Source organism: Phyllobacterium pellucidum, assembly GCF_013327855.1.
GTDB classification, from domain to species: Bacteria; Pseudomonadota; Alphaproteobacteria; order Rhizobiales; family Rhizobiaceae; genus Phyllobacterium; species Phyllobacterium pellucidum.
In genome coordinates, this window is sequence record NZ_JABUMX010000004.1 from 360,267 (window position 1) to 382,668 (window position 22,402).

The 22,402-nt window shown below is 59.2% G+C and carries 23 protein-coding genes; 6 read left to right on the plus strand and 17 right to left on the minus strand.

Annotated features, from left to right (window positions below; all coding sequences use genetic code 11):
- The first annotated feature begins 139 nt into the window (after positions 1–139).
- Complete coding sequence (locus HQ945_RS18260; RefSeq protein ID WP_113281227.1) at positions 140–634, plus strand: DUF2380 domain-containing protein; 495 nt, start codon at positions 140–142, stop codon at positions 632–634.
- On the opposite strand, the gene HQ945_RS18265 is transcribed toward HQ945_RS18260, so the two are convergent.
- Positions 635–1,639: a YihY/virulence factor BrkB family protein gene (locus HQ945_RS18265; protein WP_036814617.1), complete on the minus strand. Its 1,005-nt coding sequence runs from the start codon at positions 1,637–1,639 to the stop codon at positions 635–637. It abuts the gene before it with no gap.
- A gap of 426 nt (positions 1,640–2,065) precedes the next feature.
- Here HQ945_RS18265 and HQ945_RS18270 point away from each other — a divergent pair, with 426 nt between their 5' ends.
- Entirely contained in the window at positions 2,066–2,356 is a 291-nt protein-coding gene (locus HQ945_RS18270; RefSeq protein ID WP_091951216.1) for a DUF1236 domain-containing protein, read from the plus strand.
- A gap of 71 nt (positions 2,357–2,427) precedes the next feature.
- Here the strand turns inward: HQ945_RS18270 and HQ945_RS18275 are convergent, their stop codons facing one another.
- Positions 2,428–2,667, minus strand: a complete 240-nt coding sequence (locus HQ945_RS18275; protein ID WP_051615032.1) for a DUF6894 family protein — start codon at positions 2,665–2,667, stop codon at positions 2,428–2,430.
- Positions 2,668–3,141: 474 nt separating this feature from the next.
- Between HQ945_RS18275 and HQ945_RS18280 the strand changes: the two genes are divergently transcribed.
- The gene (locus HQ945_RS18280; protein WP_027232022.1) at positions 3,142–3,336 is read left to right on the plus strand and encodes a hypothetical protein; all 195 of its coding nucleotides are present in this window, start codon (positions 3,142–3,144) and stop codon (positions 3,334–3,336) included.
- 6 nt (positions 3,337–3,342) lie between these two features.
- Here HQ945_RS18280 and HQ945_RS18285 read toward each other — a convergent pair whose 3' ends face one another.
- From HQ945_RS18285 to HQ945_RS18295, 3 genes are all read right to left on the minus strand, one after another.
- Positions 3,343–3,570, minus strand: a complete 228-nt coding sequence (locus HQ945_RS18285) for a hypothetical protein (protein ID WP_027232023.1) — start codon at positions 3,568–3,570, stop codon at positions 3,343–3,345.
- 111 nt (positions 3,571–3,681) lie between these two features.
- Entirely contained in the window at positions 3,682–4,545 is an 864-nt protein-coding gene (locus tag HQ945_RS18290; RefSeq protein ID WP_027232024.1) for an alpha/beta fold hydrolase, read from the minus strand.
- A 30-nt stretch (positions 4,546–4,575) separates the two neighbouring features.
- A complete protein-coding gene (locus tag HQ945_RS18295) occupies positions 4,576–5,295 on the minus strand; it encodes a Crp/Fnr family transcriptional regulator (RefSeq protein WP_027232025.1) in 720 nt (239 codons plus the stop codon).
- A gap of 100 nt (positions 5,296–5,395) precedes the next feature.
- On the opposite strand from HQ945_RS18295, the gene HQ945_RS18300 reads away from it, so the two are divergent.
- Positions 5,396–5,656: a DUF6894 family protein gene (locus tag HQ945_RS18300; RefSeq protein ID WP_113281229.1), complete on the plus strand. Its 261-nt coding sequence runs from the start codon at positions 5,396–5,398 to the stop codon at positions 5,654–5,656.
- A 195-nt stretch (positions 5,657–5,851) separates the two neighbouring features.
- Positions 5,852–6,103 carry a hypothetical protein gene (locus HQ945_RS18305; RefSeq protein ID WP_139217681.1) on the plus strand — a complete coding sequence of 84 codons (252 nt, stop codon included), beginning with the start codon at positions 5,852–5,854 and terminating at the stop codon, positions 6,101–6,103.
- Here the strand turns inward: HQ945_RS18305 and HQ945_RS18310 are convergent.
- The 7 genes from HQ945_RS18310 to HQ945_RS18340 all read right to left on the minus strand — a co-directional run bounded on the left by HQ945_RS18310 (position 6,100) and on the right by HQ945_RS18340 (position 15,544).
- Complete coding sequence (locus HQ945_RS18310) at positions 6,100–7,134, minus strand: ATP-dependent DNA ligase (protein ID WP_113281230.1); 1,035 nt, start codon at positions 7,132–7,134, stop codon at positions 6,100–6,102. The two genes, HQ945_RS18305 and HQ945_RS18310, sit on opposite strands and share 4 nt — an antisense overlap.
- Entirely contained in the window at positions 7,131–9,767 is a 2,637-nt protein-coding gene (ligD, locus tag HQ945_RS18315) for a DNA ligase D (protein ID WP_174208368.1), read from the minus strand. Before ligD ends, HQ945_RS18310 begins: the two co-directional genes overlap by 4 nt.
- Before the next feature lie 155 nt (positions 9,768–9,922).
- Positions 9,923–11,353, minus strand: a complete 1,431-nt coding sequence (locus tag HQ945_RS18320) for an amidohydrolase family protein (protein WP_113281231.1) — start codon at positions 11,351–11,353, stop codon at positions 9,923–9,925.
- Complete coding sequence (locus HQ945_RS18325; protein WP_207719718.1) at positions 11,346–12,434, minus strand: amino acid ABC transporter permease; 1,089 nt, start codon at positions 12,432–12,434, stop codon at positions 11,346–11,348. The genes HQ945_RS18320 and HQ945_RS18325 overlap by 8 nt, the downstream gene beginning before the upstream one ends.
- A gap of 1 nt (position 12,435) precedes the next feature.
- Positions 12,436–13,608: an amino acid ABC transporter permease gene (locus HQ945_RS18330; RefSeq protein ID WP_113281409.1), complete on the minus strand. Its 1,173-nt coding sequence runs from the start codon at positions 13,606–13,608 to the stop codon at positions 12,436–12,438.
- Positions 13,609–13,686: 78 nt separating this feature from the next.
- Entirely contained in the window at positions 13,687–14,718 is a 1,032-nt protein-coding gene (locus HQ945_RS18335; protein WP_113281232.1) for an amino acid ABC transporter substrate-binding protein, read from the minus strand.
- A 112-nt stretch (positions 14,719–14,830) separates the two neighbouring features.
- Positions 14,831–15,544: an aspartate/glutamate racemase family protein gene (locus HQ945_RS18340; protein WP_113281233.1), complete on the minus strand. Its 714-nt coding sequence runs from the start codon at positions 15,542–15,544 to the stop codon at positions 14,831–14,833.
- A gap of 255 nt (positions 15,545–15,799) precedes the next feature.
- On the opposite strand from HQ945_RS18340, the gene HQ945_RS18345 reads away from it, so the two are divergent.
- Positions 15,800–16,510, plus strand: a complete 711-nt coding sequence (locus HQ945_RS18345; protein WP_081815898.1) for a GntR family transcriptional regulator — start codon at positions 15,800–15,802, stop codon at positions 16,508–16,510.
- A 34-nt stretch (positions 16,511–16,544) separates the two neighbouring features.
- Here the strand turns inward: HQ945_RS18345 and HQ945_RS18350 are convergent, their stop codons facing one another.
- Genes HQ945_RS18350 through HQ945_RS18370 form a run of 5 tightly spaced genes read right to left on the minus strand, consistent with a single transcriptional unit; the run spans position 16,545 to position 22,283 of the window.
- Complete coding sequence (locus tag HQ945_RS18350; RefSeq protein WP_091951237.1) at positions 16,545–17,207, minus strand: flavin reductase family protein; 663 nt, start codon at positions 17,205–17,207, stop codon at positions 16,545–16,547.
- Between the two features lie 43 nt (positions 17,208–17,250).
- Entirely contained in the window at positions 17,251–18,693 is a 1,443-nt protein-coding gene (locus HQ945_RS18355; RefSeq protein WP_174208369.1) for an amidohydrolase family protein, read from the minus strand.
- A gap of 10 nt (positions 18,694–18,703) precedes the next feature.
- Entirely contained in the window at positions 18,704–20,419 is a 1,716-nt protein-coding gene (locus HQ945_RS18360) for a dipeptide ABC transporter ATP-binding protein (protein ID WP_113281235.1), read from the minus strand.
- Positions 20,419–21,318, minus strand: a complete 900-nt coding sequence (locus HQ945_RS18365; protein ID WP_113281236.1) for an ABC transporter permease — start codon at positions 21,316–21,318, stop codon at positions 20,419–20,421. Before HQ945_RS18365 ends, HQ945_RS18360 begins: the two co-directional genes overlap by 1 nt.
- Complete coding sequence (locus HQ945_RS18370) at positions 21,318–22,283, minus strand: ABC transporter permease (RefSeq protein ID WP_174208370.1); 966 nt, start codon at positions 22,281–22,283, stop codon at positions 21,318–21,320. The genes HQ945_RS18365 and HQ945_RS18370 overlap by 1 nt, the downstream gene beginning before the upstream one ends.
- Positions 22,284–22,402: the final 119 nt, after the last annotated feature.

Genomic DNA, 22,402 nt, shown 5'->3' on the forward strand with positions numbered 1-22,402 from the left:
AATCGGGGTCCTAATGCTGATCTATCCCATGTAATCATTTCCTGCCGAACCTGCCGCAGCTTTGCGAATTAGCAGCAACGTGGCATGATTTGCGCGCCTCGGCCTTTACCCAGCGAGGAAAGCCGCATGGAGGGTTAACATGCGCCCATCACTTCTACTGACGATATTGGTCTTGATGATGTGCGCGCCGGCCAGCGGCCAGCAAAACCCGCCTGCCTCGATCGCAGTGTTTCCCATTGAACTTGAAGACAGGAGTGCGGGCGCCGGCATCATTGCGCCGGATGAGCACGACAAGCGCTATCTTTCCGAGTCAGAACAAATGGCAAAGGACATGCTCACGGGCTCGGGCCGCTATACTGTGGTGGGCGTTACGGTGCCTACGGAGGCAAAAGCGAAGGGGCTGCGCTATTGCGGGGGCTGCGAGGCAGCTATCGCTCGCCAGAACGGCGCATCGCTCGCGCTCCTCGGCGTCGTCACCCGTGTCAACCGCACCGAACATGCCGTATTCATTCGCATCCTTGATGCGAAAAGCGGCAAGACCGTTGCGGAGGGCTTCACCGATCTGCGAATGGGCGCAAATTATGCGTGGCCTCGGTCAGTGAAATGGGTGATGACCAATAAAATTCTGCGCTGATTATTCAGCCACGCTTTCGCCCAGCGTATCGGCAACGACTGCGCCCCGCTTGCCCATGGGCTGCGGCGGACCTGTCGTACTGTCGACTGCGGTTTGGTGTTCGAGCTCCGCATTAAGTTCTGCGCCGAGAATAAGAATGATCAATGAGATCCACATCCACATCATCAGGCCGGCTACTGCGCCCAAGGCGCCATAGGTGGCGTTATAATCAGCAAAGTTTGTAAGATACGATGTGAACGCTGCAGAGGCGGCGATGCCGATCACAGCGGACAATACGGCACCCCACGAAAGCCACCGCCACTTCGCATATTCCCGGTCCGGGCCGTAGCGATAGACGATCGAGATTGCAGCCACGGTAACGCCCATCATAACCGGCCAGCGGGCGAGGCTCAGCAAACCGGCGCTCCAACCTTCAAGGCCCATCGCGTCAAGAAGTTTCGGCATGATGCCCAGCGCCAGAAGCAGCACGATTCCGAAAAAGATTCCACCCAGAGTAACGACGAATGAAACGAGGTTCAGTTTGACGAAGCTGCGGGTCTCATTCTGCCCGTAGGCGACGTTCAACGCTTCGAAAATGCCTTTGACGCCATTATTGGCGCTCCAGAGCGCGATGACGAAACCGAACAGGAAGCCGATGCTAAGCAACTTCGTATCCTGCGCGGCGAGTGCCTCGAGTTGAGCACGTATCAGAGCTATCGCGTCATTGGGCAAGATGCCGGCAAGCAGCGAAACATTCCCCGCGACAGAGGCACGATCGGCAAGAAATCCATAAAGCGACACAAAGGCTGTCAAGGCGGGAAAAAGGGCGAGCAGCAAATAAAACGCGGCACCTGCCGCTATCAGCATGATGCGGTCTTGTGACAGCGACTGCCACACCCGGTAAAGGACGTCCTTCCATCCGAGCGCCGGAATCTCCGAAGGCTTCTTGGCGCGACGGCCGCGGGCTTTTTGCCGCGCACGGGCGTTACGCACTTCTTCCTTGGTTCGCTTTGTGGATGCCTTCATACGCGGGACCGATATCTTTGCCTCTATCCTGCAATTCACAGATACGAGCAATGTTCCGGCCACCACCATGAAAAATGGAAGACGTAAGGTTCAGTGACAGTGGCGGCCGGACGGGTTATGCGCTCGCCTGCCGTTTCGTTGGCCAGGACCGGAAACCAGAAAAACTGTCCTGTCCGCCCTACCGTCGCGTCTGGTTAACACGGCCACCACTGTCTAGCGTGAAAACGGCCGTGGCAAAGTCGGGTTCCATTCGACGCGGCAAAAATCTTCTAAGCTGGCGGAGCACGCCGGCTCTTGTAGCGCCGTTCGCTGGCCCTGACTTTTCGCGGCAGCAAAGCCCGAGTTGGTGAGGGTTGTCACTTCTTCTGGAACCAAACGGGCCTATTGCCGGTTTCTTGCCCAGGGACACACAAGGAGACAAAACTCATGAAACGCATCGTTGCAATAACCACCGCATTGCTCCTCGCCGGCTCGACTTATGCCTTTGCGCAGGACGCTGTCATCGTGGAAGTTCCACAGCCAGCGCGCGACTATGTCATTGCCCATCCTTCGGATCCTGTTGTGATCGATGGCGATGTTGCCGTTGGAACCGTCGTTCCCCAAGAGGTTCAGCTGGTACCGATTCCCGATAGCCCGGACTACGCCTATGTCTACGTCGACAAGCAGCCGATCATCGTATCGCGCAAGGACCGCAAGGTTGTTTATCTATCGCAGTAACGCTGCCATGTGTGGGATAGAATGGAGGGCCTCGTAGGGGGCCCTCTTCGCCAGGATCGGCAAATAAAGAGCTATTCGGTTTTTGTGCGCAGGAGGTCAGACACGAAAATCGTCTTCAAAAGTTCGCCCGGTTCATTATAGATGCGCACGACCCATGTCGTTGGATCGTAGCCTTCAATGACCGCGTCGATGAGCGATTCCCTTGCTGCCTTGTGCGCAGCGTCGATCGCAGCTTCATGGTCAGGAAATGCGATCGGTGTAATGGCATCAAGCCCCTCACCTTCATCGAAAACGAAACGAAACAGCGGCATGTGGGACCTCGCACTTCCTTTGTCGAGAATGAACTCTCCGCACCACCATTCGTTCCCTAGGTGAGACCATGAAAGTCGCCGTTGGCTCGTTCTGCCTAGTCCAAACATGCGCGGGCGGATCACGGACCTCGTCAGGATTGGGCAAAGGCACTTCGTCCGGCCGCTGATCCGGAGATGGCGGCTCGACAATGGGCGGCACCGGGCCGGGTCCCGGCGCGGGCACCGGCGGCCTGTCAGGGATTGGCGGATCGGGATTTGGACGAGGACCAGGATCACCCATCAGATTGCTCCCTACTGTTGCTCGAATTTGCGTCATTGCAGTGAGTGGCAATTGGCATCGTAAGTTTCAGTGAAACACATGGAGGAAACGGAAGTTCCGTCACCCTGGGCACGCGTTAGAGAGTGGGAGACTCCGGGAACGTAACGTCTGGAAAATCGTTCACGGGAAGTAGTCGCCAAGCAGATGAGGGTGTCATGAGCAACGAGCCTACAAAAGCGGATTTGCGCGAAGAACTGGCGCGGCTGAAGGACGATCTCGCCGTCGCCGAAGGCAGCCAAACCTTCGGCATTTCCACGGAAGGTGATTCAGTACCGGGTGACAGTGCCGCAGAGGTGATACGGCGCAGGATCGACGAACTGGAAGAAGTGCTGAACCGCGCCGGAAACTAACAAGTGCTAGTGTTGCTCCTGATCCCTGAGGTCGAGCCCGAGCAGCTTGTTGAGAGCGAGCCGCGCTTCGCGCATGGTCCAACCTGCCGCCATCGCCTCCCTGATGAGATCGATGTAATCTTCACCCGGATCGTGCAGTTCTTCGAACCTTGCCCTGATGGCTTCGACGCAATCCGACTCGCGAACCGAATGGGTTGCCAAACGCGAGGGCGGAGAAATCTGCACCGTCATCATGACGCCTCCAGTCAAGACCAGAACCTTATACCATCAGAAGTTGTAGCAAAATGTAACGGCCCGCGGGTTCGAAAGTTCCAACCCCTGCACTCAGGTTCATCTCCTCTCAGGCTACCAGTAGAGGCTGTGAAAACGCGAAAGTGCTTTGGCCAACGTCTCGGGCACCTCCTCCGCCATATGGTGCCTGCAAGGCAGGGACTGGCCGGACAGTTCCGTTGCCCACCGCCGCCAGACGCCAAGAACATCGCCATAGAGGTACTCGAGATCGTCCTGCCCCGACCATAAAACCTGCAACGGACAGGCCAAGCGCCGTCCGGCGCTCCGGTCTTCCTCGTCGTGGCGCCAGTCGATCTCAAGGCCGGCACGGTAATCCTCGATCATGCCGTGGACCGTCGACGGATCATGAATGGCTGTGCTGTAATCCGCGAAGTTCGCTTCTCCCATTTTGTCGGCCGTACCACCGTACCATGCGAGCGGATCGGCCAGGATGGCCCGTTCAGGCTTCTCTGCTTGAGCGAAGAAAAACCAGTGCCACCAGGCTTTCGCGAATTTGGCGTCGCATCGCTCGACAGCCTCGATGATTGGAACTCCATCGAGGATTGATAGAGATCTGATCGTCTGCGGATGATCCATCGCACAGCGAAAAGCCGTATAGCTGCCGCGATCGTGGCCGGCGATCGAGAATGTTTCGAACCCCAGTCCGCGCATTAGCTCGACGCAGTCACGCGCTTTCGCTCGTTTGGACGACCCGGCGTGATCGGGATGGTCCGCAGGCTTGGACGAACCGCCAAATCCGCGCAGATCAGGACAGACAACTGTAAACTCAAGCGCGAGCAAAGGAGCAACCCGGTACCAGGTGGTGTGCGTGCGCGGATGCCCGTGCAGCAAAAGCAGCGGCGGTCCGTTACCCCCGTGACGAACCCGCAAGGTGGCTTCGCTGAGAACGATCGTCTCCAAGGTGAATCCCGGAAATATCTCGGCTGTCTTATACGACATCTGTAATCGCTACCGCGCCTCGACCGAAAGATTGAGATAAAGCGGGTTGAATTCCGCGAACTCCTTCAGGGCTTCCCAATCGACAATGGTCACTGTCCGATTGATCCAGGTCACCAGCTTTTCGCGGCGCAGCGACTGCAGTGTCTTGTTGAGATGGACCACCGAGATCCCGACGACATCGGCAAGCTCGACCTGCGACAGCGGTAGATGAAAGCTCTGTTCGTTGGTCAGTTGGACGACCTGCAGGCGGACGTAGAGCTCGCAGATCAGATGAGCAAGATGGGCCTTCTTTGATCTTCGCCCCATCGCGACGATCCATTCGCGATGGATGGCGCCGTCGATCAGGGTGGAAAGCCAGAGCAACCGCGTCAGGTGCGGGACAGTTTCGGTGACCGTCTTGAGAGCGCTGTGGTCGGCGAAGGCGACGCGGCACGGGGACAAGGCGACAATACCGTGGTCCATGATTTTCAGGGGGAATGCGTGAAGATCGACGAAGTCGCCGGGAATATGCAGGGACGTAATCTGCCGGCTTCCGTCATCGAGCACCTTATAGCGCGCGGCGAAGCCTTCCAGCATCAAGGTGCTATATGTCGGCCGTGATCCTTCCCGCACCAGATCTTCATCGATTTCAAATTGTCGCCCGCGTGTGATGATTGATCGAAGAAGCGATTTCTCCTCCTCGGAAACAATATCGCGGCTTTCAAGATTCAGAAGCAGTGATTCAATCAAAGAAACCTCCATCCAATTTTCCAGAATAGTGACGAATGACGGAACTGATTGGCCCACGAACGATTACTATCCTTACGAAACCAGCAGCGTGTACACACAAATGTCCCGATATTACTTTGACTTGCACAATGGCGCCGGCCCCCTGCGCGACGACCACGGGGTGGAATTGGCGACGCTCAATGCCGTAACCCAGGAGGCAACGCGCATCCTGCTTGATATTGCTCGCGACGAAGTCGGCGACACCGGGCGTCTGATTGTCACCGTGACTGTGAGAGACGAGGCAGGGAATCCCATTTCAATCGCGAGCCTGACGTTTTCCAATGAGTGGCTGGAAAATCCGAAGACAGTGCCGTCTCGGTAAGATTGCGTTGCTGATCTAGCTACAAGTCGCCGCGAAACCTTTTGTTCCGATTCAATGCGGTTCGCTCATAACCGAGCGATCATCGTGCAGTCTCGCAAAGCATGTTTCGACGATTCCGTTAAACAATTTGAATGACACCCACCGGCGCCGCGTCCAGTGTTCGGCTTAATACTTGACGACGATGAGGAGGCATTCATGCGACGTGCAAGGAAAGCAATATATTCCCGCGAAGACTGGAACCTCATGGAACACGCACACCGCATCGCGTGCCGCGATCTCCATGTACCGAGTACAAGCCTGGACGAAATCCACAGGGTTGCCAAACGGGTGATGACCCTTTTCGATGGGGGCTTGCGTGACGAAAACCTGATCGCCGCCACTGCGGCGAGCCAGGAGCGTTTCATTGCCGATACGCTTTCCCTTCGCCACAAAAAGGTTCCGGCCTAATGCACGCCTGACCTGAGCTGCTCGTACGTGCATTGGCGAGGGCTCTTGTCGGGACGCCACCGCAACAATTTGGTCCCGTGGCGAAACCGATCACCGCTGACATGATCAAATCTTACCTCGACGACGAGTTGCGGCTTCAACGGTTGCCATTCGCCGCTCCGCTCTGTGCTCCAGCGGCTCGGCCCACCTGGAGCCTTGCCGGTAAAGCCGGGAGGCCCGACCAATGCCTCCAGCTTCTCTGTCAGTTCACCGCGCTCTTTATCCGTAATCGTTGACGTATAGCCAACGTGATCGAGCTGGCCGTCACTGTTATAGAGGCCAAGAAGAAGAGACCCGACTTGCTTGCTGTCATGTTCGTAACGGAACCCGCCAACCACGCAATCCGCTGACTTAAGACGCTTCACCTTGATCATGGCGCGCTCGCCCGGAAGATATGGGCCATCCACGCGCTTGCACACGACGCCATCGGTTCCCGCATAACCATTTTCGAGCCAGATACGTGCTTCGTCGATATCGCTCGTATGCGGCGATTGCGTCAGTGCGGCTTCGCGCGCGAGCGCCAGAAAGGCGGACAATTGCGCATTACGAACGGTAAGCGGACTATCCATGATTAACTTGCCGTCGGGATTCATCAGCATGTCGAAGACGACGAGCCTCGACGGCGTTTCAGCCGCGAGCTTTCTGACACGGCTTTCCGCAGGATGAAGTCGCATTTGCAGGGCTTCAAAGGAGAGCGCGCCGCCGCTCTCGATGACGAGTTCGCCGTCGATTACAAAACGTTGAACCGGCAGCGCCGCCAGCAACTCGACCATCTCCGGAAAGAAGCGCCCCAGCGGCTTCCCGGATTTGGCGCGCAAATCAACCTCGGTTCCGTCCTTGAATGCCAGGCAGCGAAATCCATCCCATTTCGGTTCATATTGCCAGCCGCCGTCGGCAGGCAGGGTCTCGGCCGATCGGGCCTCCATCGGCTGCGTATCGAGAGGCAGGGCCCACGCAGAGCGTGAAATCTTCCGTTTCCCCACTTCGATCATGCTGCTGCTTTCACGGACTTTCCCAGAAGCTTGATGGCCTTTTCCAATGAACGTTCTCCATCGAGATAATCCGCCCAAGCGTCGGTTTTTTCGAGAAGTGCGGGGACCGTTCGCACGGTAAAACGCTTGGGGTCGAGATCGGCCCTTACGTCCCCCCACGCCAAGGGCATGGATACAGTTGCGCCAGGACGAGCCCGAGACGAGAGCGGCGCCACCGCGGTCGCCATGCGATCGTTGCGCAAATAATCGAGAAAGATCCGCCCGTTGCGCAGTTTCTTAGCCATCTTGACGAGATAGCGGTCCGGGTGATCATTGGCCATTATCTGGCAGACATCGTGGGCGAATGCCTTTGCCTCGCTCCAGGTGAGCTTGCTCTTCTTGCTGGTCGCAAGTGGCGTGACGACGTGCAGGCCCTTGCCGCCCGTGGTCTTGCAGAAGCAGACGAGGTCCAGCGCTTCGAGACGTTCCCGCATTTCCTTCGCAGCCGCGACCACCACCGAGAACGGCACATCGGGGCCGGGATCCAGATCGAATACCAGCCGTCCTGGAACGTCTGGATTTCCAGGTGCGCAATTCCATGGATGCAGCTCGAGGGCAGCGATCTGGGCGACTGCAATCAATCCCTCCACCCGGTCGATTTGCAGATAGGGCTTTCGATCGCCGGAAACCGTTACCAATTCGATCAGGTTCGACGCGCCCTGCATGGCGTGGCGCTGGAAGAACTGTTCTCCGCCCATGCCGTCCGGGGCGCGGATGATCGAACATGGCCTCCCCTTGATATGATCAAGCAGCCATGGGCCGACCGCCTGGTAATACTCGGCAAGATCAAGCTTGGTGACAGGCCTCTTGTCGCCGGCGTCCGGCCACAGAGGTTTGTCCGGATTGGACAAAACAACACCCATGATTTCGGCCTTCGCTCCACGTCGCTTGCCGATGCTCCGCGCCTGTTTCCCGGGATCGGGAACGTCCGTGGTTTCAGGTTTGGCCGGCTCCTCCGCCTCGACTTCCAGGGCAGGTTTGTCTTCACGAATACCTTTGAACGAAGCCTGCCGCACGAGACCGTCGGCAGTCCAGCCTTCGAATTCGATCTCCGCCACGAGTTCGGGTTTCACCCATTCGATATCGGGATCGACCTTCTTGGCCATGTTCCCCCCGGTGAAGGGCGACTTTTCGACGCGAAGTGCCTCGAGTCGGGGCAACAGCGACTTCACTTTTGCCGCTCCATACCCTGTGCCGACGCGGCCGACATAAATGAAATGGTCCTCCCGGAACACACCTACGAGCAGCGAGCGGAATTTTCCGTTGGTCTTCGACCAACCGCCGATGACGACTTCGTGGCCGGCGCGGCACTTCGCTTTAACCCACATATCGGTTCGCCCCGAACGGTAGGTAGCGTTGGACTGCTTCGACACAATTCCCTCTAGCGAAAGCTTGCAGGCGGATTTCAGGACCGCGTCACCACCCGTCTCGAAGTGGTCGACATATCTGAGCCTCGGATCACCGCCCGCGTCGTCGAGGATCGACTGCAGCCGTGCCTTTCGTTCGGTCAAGGGGCGGTCGCGCCAATCCTGACCGGCTTCGAACAACAGATCAAAGGCGAAGTAGACAAGGTCGCCGGTCTTGCCATCGGCCTGTGCCGCCTGCAGCGCGGCAAAGTCGGGTGCGCCATGATCATCGAGAGCGCATATCTCCCCATCGATAATCACATCCGGCAATGCCGAGAATGCCTTGGCGATTGCCGTGTACTTCTTCGTCCAGTCAAGACCCTTGCGGGTCCTCAGCGTCGCATCTCCGTCCTTGACCCGGGCTTGAATGCGATAGCCATCGAACTTGATCTCATGCACCCATCCAGCGTCAGAAGGAGGACGCGCAACGCTTTCGCAAAGCTGTGGAGGGATGAAGTCCGGCATCGTCGCTTCACTTGAGGCGGCAGGCGTTCCTCGCTTGCGCGTAGTCGGCGCTGCAGAGCCGTTGCGATTGCTCTCCCAAGTTGCGTCCGCTGCCGCGTCAGAACCCTCCGTCATGAACGGCTTGGGCTTGCGCCCTTTTCCCGAGGCTATTGCCTCCATGGTACGGCCCGACGCCACCGAGGCTGCTTCCTTGAGGATCGCGTCACCGTTTCCATCTACCGAGTGGTCGTCGCGATGCTTGATCAGCAACCAGTTGTTGCGCTTGCCGCCGTCCCGGTCATTCTTCATGCGCACGAGCACGAAGCTGCCGTGCAATTTCTTGCCATCCAACGCGAATTTGAGATCGCCGTCCTCGAGCGCCTCCTGAGGGGATTTGGTACCCTCCGGTTCCCAATAACCCCGATCCCACAGCATTACGGTTCCACCGCCATACTGGCCCTTCGGGATCGTGCCTTCGAAGTCGCCATATTCGAGCGGATGATCTTCGACCTCGACGGCGAGCCGCTTGTCCTTTGGGTCAAGCGAGGGCCCCCGCGTCACCGCCCAGGATTTGAAAACGCCGTCGAGTTCCAGCCGGAGATCGTAGTGCAGCCTTGAAGCATCGTGCTTTTGGACGATGAAGCGAAGCCTGTTCGACGCATTGACTTCGCCGCCTCCGCTTGGCTCCTGTGTGAGCTTGAAGTCGCGTTTGGACGTGTAACGGGAGAGCTTGCCGTTTGCCATGATAACCTCGACCGCGCTTGATACCATGGCAGACAAACGCGCCGGATCGCGAAAAGATGCAGGCGGCTGGCGTTTGTGGCGCCAACCTCTCAAACGATAAGCATTACCGCGGAATCATGGCTGCTTGTGCGCACGATGCCGGGTCGACATAGTAGCTATTTGACGGCGAGCGAGAGCCTTGCGCCTTTGCCAAACGCCGGCCCGCCTGCACTGCTTCGCGCGATCATCCGCTTTTGCGCGTCCTGCAATTCGCGGACGGCCCCCTCATAGTCGAGATTGGCCACGGCGTGATTGCGAACGACGGCAGATCCGTCGACAAAGACATCCCGGACCGCACGCTCGGCTGCGCAATGCAGAAGGTTGCGCAGGGGATCATGCACAGGCTGCATGCCGGGCGTCGCGATGTCGATCAGGACCAGATCAGCCTTGGCTCCGACTTCAAGCCTGCCAATATCGTCCCGTCCAAGCGCCTTGGCGCCGCCGATCGTTGCCGCATTGAATACGCCTTGCGTATCGATTTCCGCGAAGTTGCGCCCGGCGATGCGCGCGCAGATCAGCGCCTGGCGCATCTCTTCGAGCATATTGAATGGATAGCTGTCAGTGCCGATCCCGATGGTCACCCCCGCGCGTTGATAGGCGCCGATCGTTTCAAGCGTCATGCCGCTGCGCGCAAAAGTTACCGGGCAGTGGGCAACCGCTGTCCCGGTCTCGGACAGGCGGACAATGTCGTTGCGGGTGCGCTGGCGCGTCCAGGAATGGTGATCGGCAAAAATGCAATGGCCGAGGATGAGATCGGGACCGAGTATGCCGATTGCGTCGAGATGCTGGATTGCGGTACGACCGTGGCGCCGCAAGAGTTCCTCATGCTCGGTCATGGTTTGCGCCGCATGGATGGTAATCGGCGCGCCTCGCCGGCGCGCCTCGTCGGCGGCTTCGGCCATAAGCTCCGGCCGGCAGGTCTCGATCTGCGAAGGCGCGACCACGCCCTGAAGCCGGCCGCTCTCGTGGGCACTGATTTCGTCGACGAGCGTCAAGGCCTGCCGGAACCGATCGTTCCCCGCTGCATCGTCCCAGTCGAAATCCAGGCGGTGGCTTTCGACGACGCGCCACTGCGCCTGGCGAAATCCCGGAGCCAGATAACCGCGCAAGCCGCTTTCCGCCATGGTCGAAATCCAGCGCGGATGATCGCCGGCAATGTCGAGCATCGTCGTCACACCGCTGCGCATCAGATCGCCAAGCATGACAGTCTGCGCCGCGACTTGTGCGTCCTCATCCGCATCGAGCAAGGCCGAAAATTCGTAAAGCGCATTGCCCCAGAGTGCGGGCGTGCCGGCATCCTCGAACAGTCCCTTGGCGAGCGGCTCGTCGCCTGAATGGCAATGAATATTGACGAGGCCGGGCATAACCATGAGGTTCGTCCCAGAAATCTCCTCGTTTATCGCACCGACGTAATGGCCGCCGACTTGCATAACCCCCGCGCTAGAGAAAGCTACGTCACCGTCATTCATGTAGATGTGAGCATCGGTTTCCGCGTCCCAGGCGACAATCCAGGCAGCGTCCCGGATGACAGTAACTTTCTCAGTCATGACCAACTCTAAATCTCCGTTCAAGAAAGCGGCTGTAGGCGCCCATGATGGCGCTGAAAACGAGGTAGACAAAAGCCGCAAACACATAACCTTCGAGCACGGCAATACCCTGCCACTGAGGATCGCGCATCGCTGCGCGTACCGTGTCGAGGAAATCGAGAAGCCCGACGATCGTCACGAGCGTCGTATCCTGGAAAAAGCCGATGAACAGCGAGACAAGCGGCGGAATGACGATCTTCAGGGCTTGCGGGAGAACGATAAGGCGCATCGTCTGCCAGTAATGCAGGCCCATTGCCGAGGCAGCCTCGACCTGCCCCTTGGGCAGTGCCTGCAATCCGCCGCGAACGACTTCAGCGATATAGGCGGCGGCAAAGAGAATGATTGCGACCTGCGCCCGCAACAGATTGTCGATGTTGACGCCAGTCGGCAGGAAGAGCGGCAGCATGACCGAAGCCATGAACAGAATGCTGATCAACGGGACGCCGCGGACGAGCTCAATGAAGACAACGGCAAGGACACGGATGGCCGGCAGGTTTGACGCGCGCGCAAGCGCCAGCAGCACGCCGAGCGGGAAGGCGCAGACGAGACCGACGGCGGACAACATGAACGAAAGCGGAAGGCCGCCCCATTTGGACGTGGGCACATAGACAAGGCCGCCAAATCCACCGAGCATAAGCCAGAAAATGACGATGCACGCCGCGGCACCGAGGACGAGGAGCCGGCGCCCCCAGAACATCGGGATCATGGCGATGCCGCATGTGCCGAAGAACATCAGCAGGGCAAGAAGCGGCCGCCACTGTTCTTCGAAGGGGTAGAAGCCGAACAACATGAAGCGCATCTTGGCAACGAGGAAGGGCCAGCATGCCCCGCCCTGCTGCTGGCAAACAGCAGGCGCTCCCGTAAAGACAGCATCTACCAACAGCCAGGCGATGACATGCTTCAGTGCCCAGGCGATGATGAGGATGCAGCCGACGGTAATAGCGCCATTGACCGGCGTGCCGAAATAGGGCTTGAGCCTGCTCTTCAGGGAGAGCGAGGGCCGATAGCGCTGAACGGAGATGGAGACGTCTTCTGCGGTCATGTCACCTCTCCCGCAATGCGACGCGCGCATTGTACCAGTTCATGAACAGCGAGATGGTGATCGAGAGGCTGAGATAGACCAGCATGAACAGGGCGATCGGCTCTATTGCCTGCCCGGTCTGGTTCATTGTGGTGTTGGAAACCATTACCACGTCGGGATAGCCGATGGCTATCGCCAGCGACGAGTTCTTGAAGACGTTGAGATAGGCGCTCGTCATTGGTGGAATGATGACCCGCAGGGCCTGGGGCAATATGACCAGCCGCATGATACGCGAGGATCTGAGCCCGAGCGCGGCCGCGGCTTCACGCTGGCCCTTGCGGATCGAAAGGATGCCGCTGCGGACGATCTCGGCAACGTTGGCCGATGCGCTGAGGGCGAGCCCGACGAAGAGAGCGACAAACTCGGGCGTTAGCTGCGCACCACCAGCTAGGCGAAAGCGGCCGAGTTCCGGCAGGCTGAGATCGAGCTCGGGACGCAGGATAAGCCAGGCGACAAGCGGTGGAATGGCAATGATTGCGCTGATGAGCGGCCAGTTGGACTGGTCGGTCCCACTTTCAATACGCCGCAGCCGAAGGTGGCGCGCATAGAGGTAGGCCAATCCGCAACCAAACAGGAATGCCGCTGCGATCATCGTGTGATCGTTGCTCCAGGCGATGGATGGAACTGCGAGGCCGCTATTGCTGAGAAAGACGAACGGCAGAAGCTGCAAGGCCTCGCGGACCGGCGGAAGGATCGTGACGATGACCGCATAGCAGAGAAACAGCAACAATAGCAGCGGGACGTTGCGCAGAGCCTCGACATAGAGGAGCATCAGACGGGCGAATAAAGGGTTGGACGAGAGCCGGCCAATCCCCACCAGAGTGCCTATGATCGTGGCGGCAACCGATGCGAGGATAGAGACGCGTATCGTGTTGAGGATGCCGACAAGCAGCGCCTTCGCATAGCTGTCGGATGGCTGATAGTCGATCGGTGATTGACTGATGACGAATCCAGCCTCACGCCAGAGATAGGAAAAGCCCGTGGCGATGCTTTGCCGTGCAAGGTTTTCCGAAACGTTATTGAAGAGATAGAGGCCCGCGGCAACGACGCTGGCGACGCACAAGCATTGATAAAGAATGCCCCGCGTCCGCTTATCGCGGAAATTCAAGCGGAACGGTGCCTGCGCGACACGCATCGAAGCCCCCAGCATGCAAGATCCGATTGAAATGGATGAGCCGATGCGGAGATTTATCCCGCACCGGCTCGCGTTAGCTCAGCGGAACGGCGCCGCGTAAAGCAGGCCGCCATTGGTCCATTGATTATTGGGACCGCGGGTCAGGCCGAGGGCGGTTTTTTCGCCAAGATTGCGCTCGAACATTTCGCCGTAATTGCCTACGCCCTTGATGGCATTGTAGAGCCACTTGTTGTCGAGGCCGAGCATGGGTCCGAGATCCCCGGTCACGCCAAGCATGCGCTGGATCTCAGGGTCTTCGCTCTTTGTCCTGTCGTCGATATTGGCTTGGGTAATCCCCTTCTCTTCCGCGGCAATGATGCCATAGGTGGTGAAGGAAACGATATCGCGCCAATTGTCGTCGCCCTGCCGTACGGCCGGAGCAAGCGGTTCCTTCGAGATCGTATCCGGGAGGATGATGTAGTCGGCCGGGTTCTGGGCGACAGCGCGAATGGATGCGAGATCGGAGCGATCACTGCTTAGCGCATCACAACGCCCGGAGAAGAATGTGTTGCGCAGTTCATCGGGATTTTCGAAGACGACGGATTCAAACTTGCCGTTGTTGGTGCGGAAGAAATCGGCAAGGTTCTGTAGGGTCGTCGTGCCCGGAAGAATACAGATCGCTGCATCGTTCAATTCCTTGGCGCTCTTCACGCCAAGCTTGGCCGGAACCATGATTCCCTGTCCGTCATAGAAGACGGTCGGTCCGAAATCGAGGCCGAGCGACGCTTCGCGCGAGAAGGTCATCGTCGTCTGGCGCGAGAGGATGTCGATCTCGCCCGACTGAAGCGCCTGAAAGCGCGTATTGATGTTGGTGAGAACGAAATCGACCTTGTCAGGCGACCCGAAGACTGCGGCAGCAACAGCGCGGCACACATCCGCATCGAAGCCCTGCATGACGCCCTTGCTGTCGGCGTAGGCAAATCCGGCGACATTCATCGAAACACCGCAAATGAGCTTGCCGCGCTTCTTCACCGTGTCGAGTGTCTGTTGTGCTGAGGCCGACGTGGAGCCCATCGCAGCAAGAGCCGCCAGCGACGCGAATACAAAACTCCTAAACCATTTTGATTTCATTTTGTTCCCTCGTGTTTGTATTTTTGTATACGATAATCACACTTATTGCATCCTGTCACGCACTGATTTTGCCGGGGAGAATGGTCTTCCCGGTTGCCAAAATCAGCAGTGTTCAGATTCTCCGAGTTCTCGATTGCGCGGGTCGCCGCAGGCCGGCCATGGCTTCGGCCTGGACGAGCCCCGCATGGAATGAACAGACGAGCGGGATGTCCCATTCCGGCTGCAGATCTTGAGCAATGCCGGCGAGCGCAGCCCCGCCGATGATGACGACATCAGCGCCCTGCTCCCGGATTGCCTTGTCAACGAGCACTCGCACCGCACTGCGCGCCTCCGCGGGCCGCGCGGCCAGATCGAGCGCCCTTCCCGGAATGGCGTACATGCCGCAGCAGCGATCTTCCAGCCGCTGCTGGCGCATCAGTTCGCGCAACATTCCCGGCCAGCGCTCGCCGATGGTTACGATCGCAAAGCGTTCACCGAGCTGCAAGGCAGATACAATGGAGGCTTCCGCCATGCCGACGACAGGGAAATCAAAGACTTCCTTGGCGGCTCCGATGCCGGGTTCACCAAAACAGGCCAACAGACAGGCATCATATTTATTGTCGCTGGCCTCGGCCAAATGTTCCTTGACCGTATCGATGATGGCATGAGCCGCGACCGCCGCACTTTCGCGATCGCTGATATATTCGGCGCCAAACCGTGCGGTCAGCGCAGTGACATTGCGTTCGGATGGCAGCATGGCGCGCGCCTGATCACGCAACCGTTCGGTCAGGGCCAGATTGGTATTACCATTGACAATCAGGAGTTTCGAACTCTGACTCTCAAGCATGACCAGCCCTGCCGGAAGCTGCGCTCGTCGCCCGCCGAATGAAGATTGCGCTTGTCCCTGGCAATGCCGTGAACATGACCGTGTGCTCCCCCTATTCCCGCTGCTTGTGGTCGAATGCAGCGGGCCTCTTTACGAAGACTATATACCGCTCGCTAAAAATAGTATACAAAAATAAATCTAAATAGCATACACTATTGCCAATTCACGGATTCCGTCTGATACGATATAAGTTGGTGATCAACAGATGGGTTGCACATGAACGAACAGACCTTGACCACCGGTAAAAAGCGCCAGCGTCTCCCAAGCAGCAATACAATGTATGAAGCCTTGCGGCGGGCGATCATCGAGCGCGCCCTGCGCCCCGGCGACAAATTGCCGGAGGACGTCATAGGCGATCGCTTCGGTGTCAGTCGCACCATCGTGCGGAGCGTGCTTGGGCGTCTGCACGGCGAGGGTTTGATCGACCTGAAGCCAAATCGCGGCGCGACCGTGGCTCAGCCGACGCTCGAAGAAGCCTACGATATCTTTGAAACGCGGCGGAGCCTCGAACGCGATGTGGTGCGCCGCCTCGTCGAGCGCATCACACCGGCAGAGATCAAGCGCCTCAAGGACCATGTCGCGCGCGAGGAAACCGCCCGCACCCAGGATTCACCCGACTCGATCCGGCTCGCCGGCGAGTTCCACATTCTTCTCGCCGAGATGGCGGGCAATGCCGTAACGGCACGCTACGTAAACGAACTCGTGTCGCGCTGTTCGCTTATTCTCGCCCTCTATGGCCGGCCGCACTCTTCGGACTGCGCGGTCAACGAGCATCTTGAAATCGTTGCCGCTTTACAGAAGGGCGATAGCGAGAGGGCTTTTGCCGTCATGGATCATCACCTTGAGGCGGTCACCGAACGCGCTTTGCTGACGTCAAGCAATCACCAGCGCGATATCCGGTCGATATTGGACGACTATGTGAAATGATGCCATTCCCGGCAAAGGGAATGGCACGGTTCTATCAGGAGGCCTTCGCCTCGATTGTCGTCTCGATCTTTGCCTTGTAATCGGCCACCGACATGGTCTTCAGCTCGAAATAATCGCGCGTCGTCGCATAGCCATGACCGCCCATGCGGCCGACCGCATCGAGCACCGTGGCATCTACGTAGAGCTTATCGGCGTCGATGGCATTCTCGTGGAAATGCGCGTAGACGACCTCCCCAAGCACGATTTCACGGCTTTCACCGATATTGAGGAATGAATGCAGTCGGCATTCCAATGCTGCGGGCGCTTCGGCGATACGGCCAGCCGCGATAGCTTTACCTGGCGCTATCGTCAGGCCTGCCTCGGCGATCTCGTCGACGCTCGCGTCAAAGGGCACGGCGCAGATGTTCATCTCGTCCATGATCGACCCCGAAACGACATTGACCGTGAAGCAGCCGGTGTCCCTTATGTTGCGTACCGTGTCCTTGGAGTGACCGCTCGGAGAATACTCAACTCCCAGCGCGACAATGGCGGGGTCCGACGAAAGGCAATTGAAGAAGCTGAATGGCGCTGCGTTGGCGCGTCCCTCGCGGTCGACAGTGGATACCAGTGCGATCGGGCGGGGAACAACTGTGCCGATCAGGATCTTGTACCGTTCACGCGGCGTAAGGGTATTGAAATCAAAGGAAACACTGTTCATCGGAAGTCTTTCAAATGGTTGATTAGGTTAGACGACACGCCGCTCATTCGATGAGATCGGTGTCGCGGGCGTGGCCCCAGAACATTGGTGGCGTGCGAACGAGATCGTGCAGATCGAGGCGCTCGATCATGCGCTCGGTTTCGCGCTGCGCCGCATCGAGAACGGCATCCTGATCGACATGGACGGGATTGCGATCCCGCAACAACACGCGGCCGCCGACAAGGACCGTGTGAACGTCATTGCCATTGGCGAAATAGGTGACGCGGAACTCTGGCATGTTTGCCGGATAAAGATGCGGGCGTCGCAGGTCTACGAGGATGATATCGGCTTTCTTGCCGGGCTCGAGCGAACCGATTTCGTGGTCGAGACCAAGTGCCCGCGCGCCGTCTATCGTGCACATTTCGAGGACCTTGCCCGGCGGCATCCAGCTCGGGTCGTGGAAATGCGTCCGGTGGTAATGCATGCATTGCTGCATGTGACGAAACATATCCGCCGAGCGGTCCGGCGCCGTTGCGTCGGATCCCATTGCAACGAGCACACCAGCCTGCAGGAGCTCGGGCACCGGGCAGCGGGCGAGGATCGAGGCAATCGCACTCGGATTGTGAACGATGCGCGTATCGGTGCGCGCGCAGATCGCGATCTCGTCGTCGTCAAGTCCGGTTGCGTGCGAAAGCAGCGTCCGCGGCCCAAGAATCCCGATTTCGTCGGCAATCCGCACGCTCCCCTTGGTATGGCCGTCCTGCATGAAGACCAGTCCGCGTTCCTCGGCGAAAGTCTTTACGGCGCGCGATTGGGAAACAGCATCATCGGCGCCCGGCGCGTCCAGATTTTCCTGATGCAGGGTCGGCGTGAGCATGGCAACGTGAAGACGTCCTTCATGGCTATCGTGCCAGCGCCCGGTCAACTCCTCGCAGGTAGCAAACTGCTGCTCGAACGAGACGGGGTAATCGGTCCGTTCAGAACCCTTCCAGCGCGCATAGGTCAGGGGATGAGGTGGTCGGGTCGTGCCAACAGCGACGACAGAGCGTGTACCGATGCCAAGGACGCCTTCCATATGTGCGTCGCCATAGACTGCTTCGTCCGTCCGCATGACGGAATCACCGCCGCCGAGCAGTGAAACGCCGGTCGTCACCCCGAAGCGCAGACGCTCCAGCGCGGCAAGCTGGGCCTCGGCATGCCAGAATTCCGGGGTCGAGCCGACCGTATAGGCGCCCTGACAGGCGCGGTACCAAAGGTCGCTGCGCCCGCCGCCGAGGGTCTTGATAAGGCCGTGGCCGGCATGGGCATGGCTGTCGACGAGTCCTGGCATGATGGCCATGCCGCGCGCGTCGATGACTTCACGGGCAGGATGATTGCGCGCTACAATATCGGTCGGACCGACGGCGACGATACGATCGCCCTCGATCGCCACCGCGCCGTCAGCAATGATGCGCCGATCCGGATCGATGGCGATGACGGTTCCGTTTTTTATGAGAATATCTGCCATTGCCTGGTCCTTATGCGGCGGTATTTTCGGCTTTGAGAATACGGTCGAGCGAGGGCGCGAGGCGCAAAAGCTCACGCGTATATTCGTGCTGCGGGGATGAGAACAGCGTCTCGGTTTCCGCGAGTTCGACGATTTCTCCGCCCTTCATGACGGCGACGCGGTCGCACATCTGCCGGATCACAGCGAGGTCATGGCTGATGAACAGCATGGAAAGACCGGCAAGATCGCGCAGATCCTTCAACAGGTTAAGAAGCTGCGCCTGTACCGAGACATCGAGTGCCGAGGTCGGCTCGTCGCAGATCAGCATTGAAGGCTGCGGCCCGAGGGCCCGGGCGATCGCGATGCGTTGGCGTTGCCCGCCGGAGAATGCATGCGCGAACCGCTCGCCCGACTGGCCGTTCAGCCCGACAGCCTCAAGCAGGATGGCTGCGTCTTCACGCGCCTCGGCAGCGTTGGAAGCAAGTTCGTAGAACAGAATGGGCTCAGCGATTGCGGCATTGATGCGCATGCGCGGGTTGAGGGCTGAATAAGGGTCCTGGAACACCATCTGCATTGACTGGCGGACGGATTTTGTCCTGCCGGCCTCCAGGGCAACTCCCTGGAAATGCACGGAACCTGAAGTCGGGGCAACGAGCCCGGCGATGGTATTCGCAACCGTCGTCTTGCCGCAGCCGGATTCGCCGACGAGGCCGAAAATCTCGCCGCGCTTGACGTCGAACGACACGCTCTTTACGGCCTTGAACGCTGTCCTGCGGCTTGGCAGAAACGAACGCTGGCCATATTCGACGCAAAGTTCGCGCACCGCCAGCATCGGCTCATCCTCCTTGCTCTCCGCGGCCGACCTTGTCTTGCCGCGCACCGCCTCGCGCGCCTTGAGTGTTGCGGGCGTCTCTTCGCTCGGGACCGGCAGTCGCTCCAGCCGGTGTTCGATTGGCGGCACCGCAGCGATCAGCGTGCGTGCATAGGGTGCCTTGGGCGAGGTCAGAACGCCGCGCGCCGAACCGCTTTCGACAACGCTGCCGTTCTGCATGATCGTCACCCGGTCGGCAATTTCCGCGACGACGCCCATATTGTGTGTGACGAGGAGCACGCCGACGCGCCGCTCGTCGGCAAGATCACGGATAAGCTTGAGAATTTGCGCTTGCACCGAAACGTCGAGCGCCGTCGTCGGCTCGTCGGCGACGATCAATCGCGGATCGCAGGCGAGCGCCGTGGCGATGACGACGCGCTGCCGCTGGCCGCCGGAGAGCTGATGCGGGTAGCTTCCAAGGCGGCGTTCCGGTTCGGGAATGCCGACTGCCTTGAGAAGATCGAGCGCCCGCGCGCGGGCTTCCTTGCGGCTGATCTTCAAATGGGCAAGCATCCCCTCGCAGAGCTGGCTTTCCACCGTGAACAGCGGGTTGAGGCTGGTCATGGGATCCTGGAAGATCGCGCCCACGTCCCGGCCGGGAACGATGCCTTCGGTGCGACCGGTGCGCGTGTTGATCTGCTTGCCGGCGATGGAAATCGACCCGCCCGCGATGCGGCCTGGCGCCTGCAGAAGACCCATCAGCGCATTGCCGACGGTCGTCTTTCCGGCGCCGGACTCGCCGACCAGCGCATGGATTTCGCCGGGGCGGATAGTCAGATCGATATCGTTGACGGCGACGAGTGTGCCGCCATTGGTGAGCGGATACTCGACCCTGAGGTTCTTGATGTCGAGTACAGGTGGCGTTTGCGTGTTCATCAGTGCGCCATCAGTTTGGGGTTGAAGCGGTCGCGCAGGTAATCGCCGATCACATTGACCGCGAGTACAAGCACAACGAGGACGGCAGCGGGCATGACCGCAATCCACCAGAGGCCCGAGAACAGGAACTGGTTGCCGATGCGGATCAGCGTGCCGAGCGAGGGATAGGTGGCGGGCATGCCGGCGCCGAGGAACGACAGCGTCGCCTCGGTGAGGATGGCGCCAGCAAGGTTGATCGTCGCAATCACCATCACCGAACTCATCACATTCGGGAGGATGTGACGCAGCATGATGCGGCGCGACGGAAGTCCGATCACCTTGGCGGCACGCACATAATCGCGCGCGTTCTCCACCATGGTCGAGGCACGTACCGTACGGGCATACTGGACCCACTCATTGAGGGCGATGGCGCAGATAAGGATGACCGGGGCCCACTCGGACACCGTCGCGCCACTCAACTGCGCGCGGGCGACACCGCTGATCAGCAGAGCGACGAGGATCGTCGGAAAACTGACGAGTACGTCGCCGACACGCATCAGGATCGTATCGATGATCCCGCCGAAATAGCCCGCGATCAATCCAAGGGCGACCCCGATAATCGCGGCGAGCAGCACCGCCCCGATGCCGATGATGATGGAAATACGCAGGCCGAACAGGATAACCGATACAAGATCGCGGCCCTGATTGTCCGTGCCGAGCAGAAAGCGCGGATCGCCGCCGTCCATGAAGGAGGGCGGAATTTCCATATCGATGAGCGAATAGGATGAGACGTCGCGCGGATCCATCGGCGCGATCAGCGCAGCGAAAATCACGAGTACAATCATCGTGGCGAGCACAAGGCCGGCAATGATGACCGAGATCGGCGGCAGTCGGTGCTGGAGAAAAGCGCGCGTTGTCATCACTTCGTCCTCAATCGCGGATCGATGAATGTGTAGAGAATGTCGACGACCATGTTGATCATGACGAACAGGAAGCCGACGAAGAGGAGGTAGGCGGCGAGAACCGGCACGTCCGGATAGCCGACCGCATTGGTGAAGAGTAGGCCCATGCCCGGCCACTGGAACACTGTCTCGGTGACGATGGCGAAGGCGATCAATTGCCCGATCTGGAGACCTGTAACGGTCACGACGGGCATCAATGCGTTGCGCAGAGCGAGCCGCCCGTAAATATGCGAGCGCGGCAAGCCGCGGGCAAAGGCGAAGCGGATATAGTCGGACGAAAGGACGTCGATCATTTCCGAGCGGACGAGGCGCATAATCAGCGTCAGCTGGAACAGCGCGAGCGTGATGGAGGGCAGGATCAGCGATTTCAGTCCCGAAACGGTGAGGAAGCCAGTCTGCCAGCCACCGAGATTGACCAGTTCGCCGCGTCCCGACGAAGGCAGCCAGCGCAGGTTGACGGCGAAGATCAATATGAGAAGCAGGCCCGTCACGAAAGTCGGCATCGAAATGCCGACGAGCGTTGCCGACTGGATGATGCGCGACAGAAATCCCGTGGGCTTCAATGCGCAGACGACGCCAAGCGGAATGCCGAGCGCCAGCGACATCACCGTCGCGACCAGCACGAGTTCCAGCGTCGCCGGCAGCCTGTTCATCAACAATTCGGCGACGGGCTGCTGGTAGCGGAAGCTGGTGCCGAGATCGCCGTGCAGGACACGGCCGAAAAACTCGACGAACTGAATGAGCATCGGGTTGTCGAGGCCGAGCGCAGCGCGCAGCGCATCCTTTTCGGCCTGGCTTGCCCCTTCCCGCACCATCATCGCGACAGGATCGCCGACGAAGCGGAACATGATGAAGGCGACGGCTGTGACGGCGACCATAACGAGGATCGCCTGAAAGAGCCGCATCGAAACAATTTTGATCATCGGACCATGCCTTCCATGGAGCGCGAAGCAGCTTCACCGGCCCTTCGCGGATGCGCCTCTAAGCCCTAAAGGGACCAGCGCAGCGGTTCCAATTGGCGAGGCACGTGCCGCATGTGCGG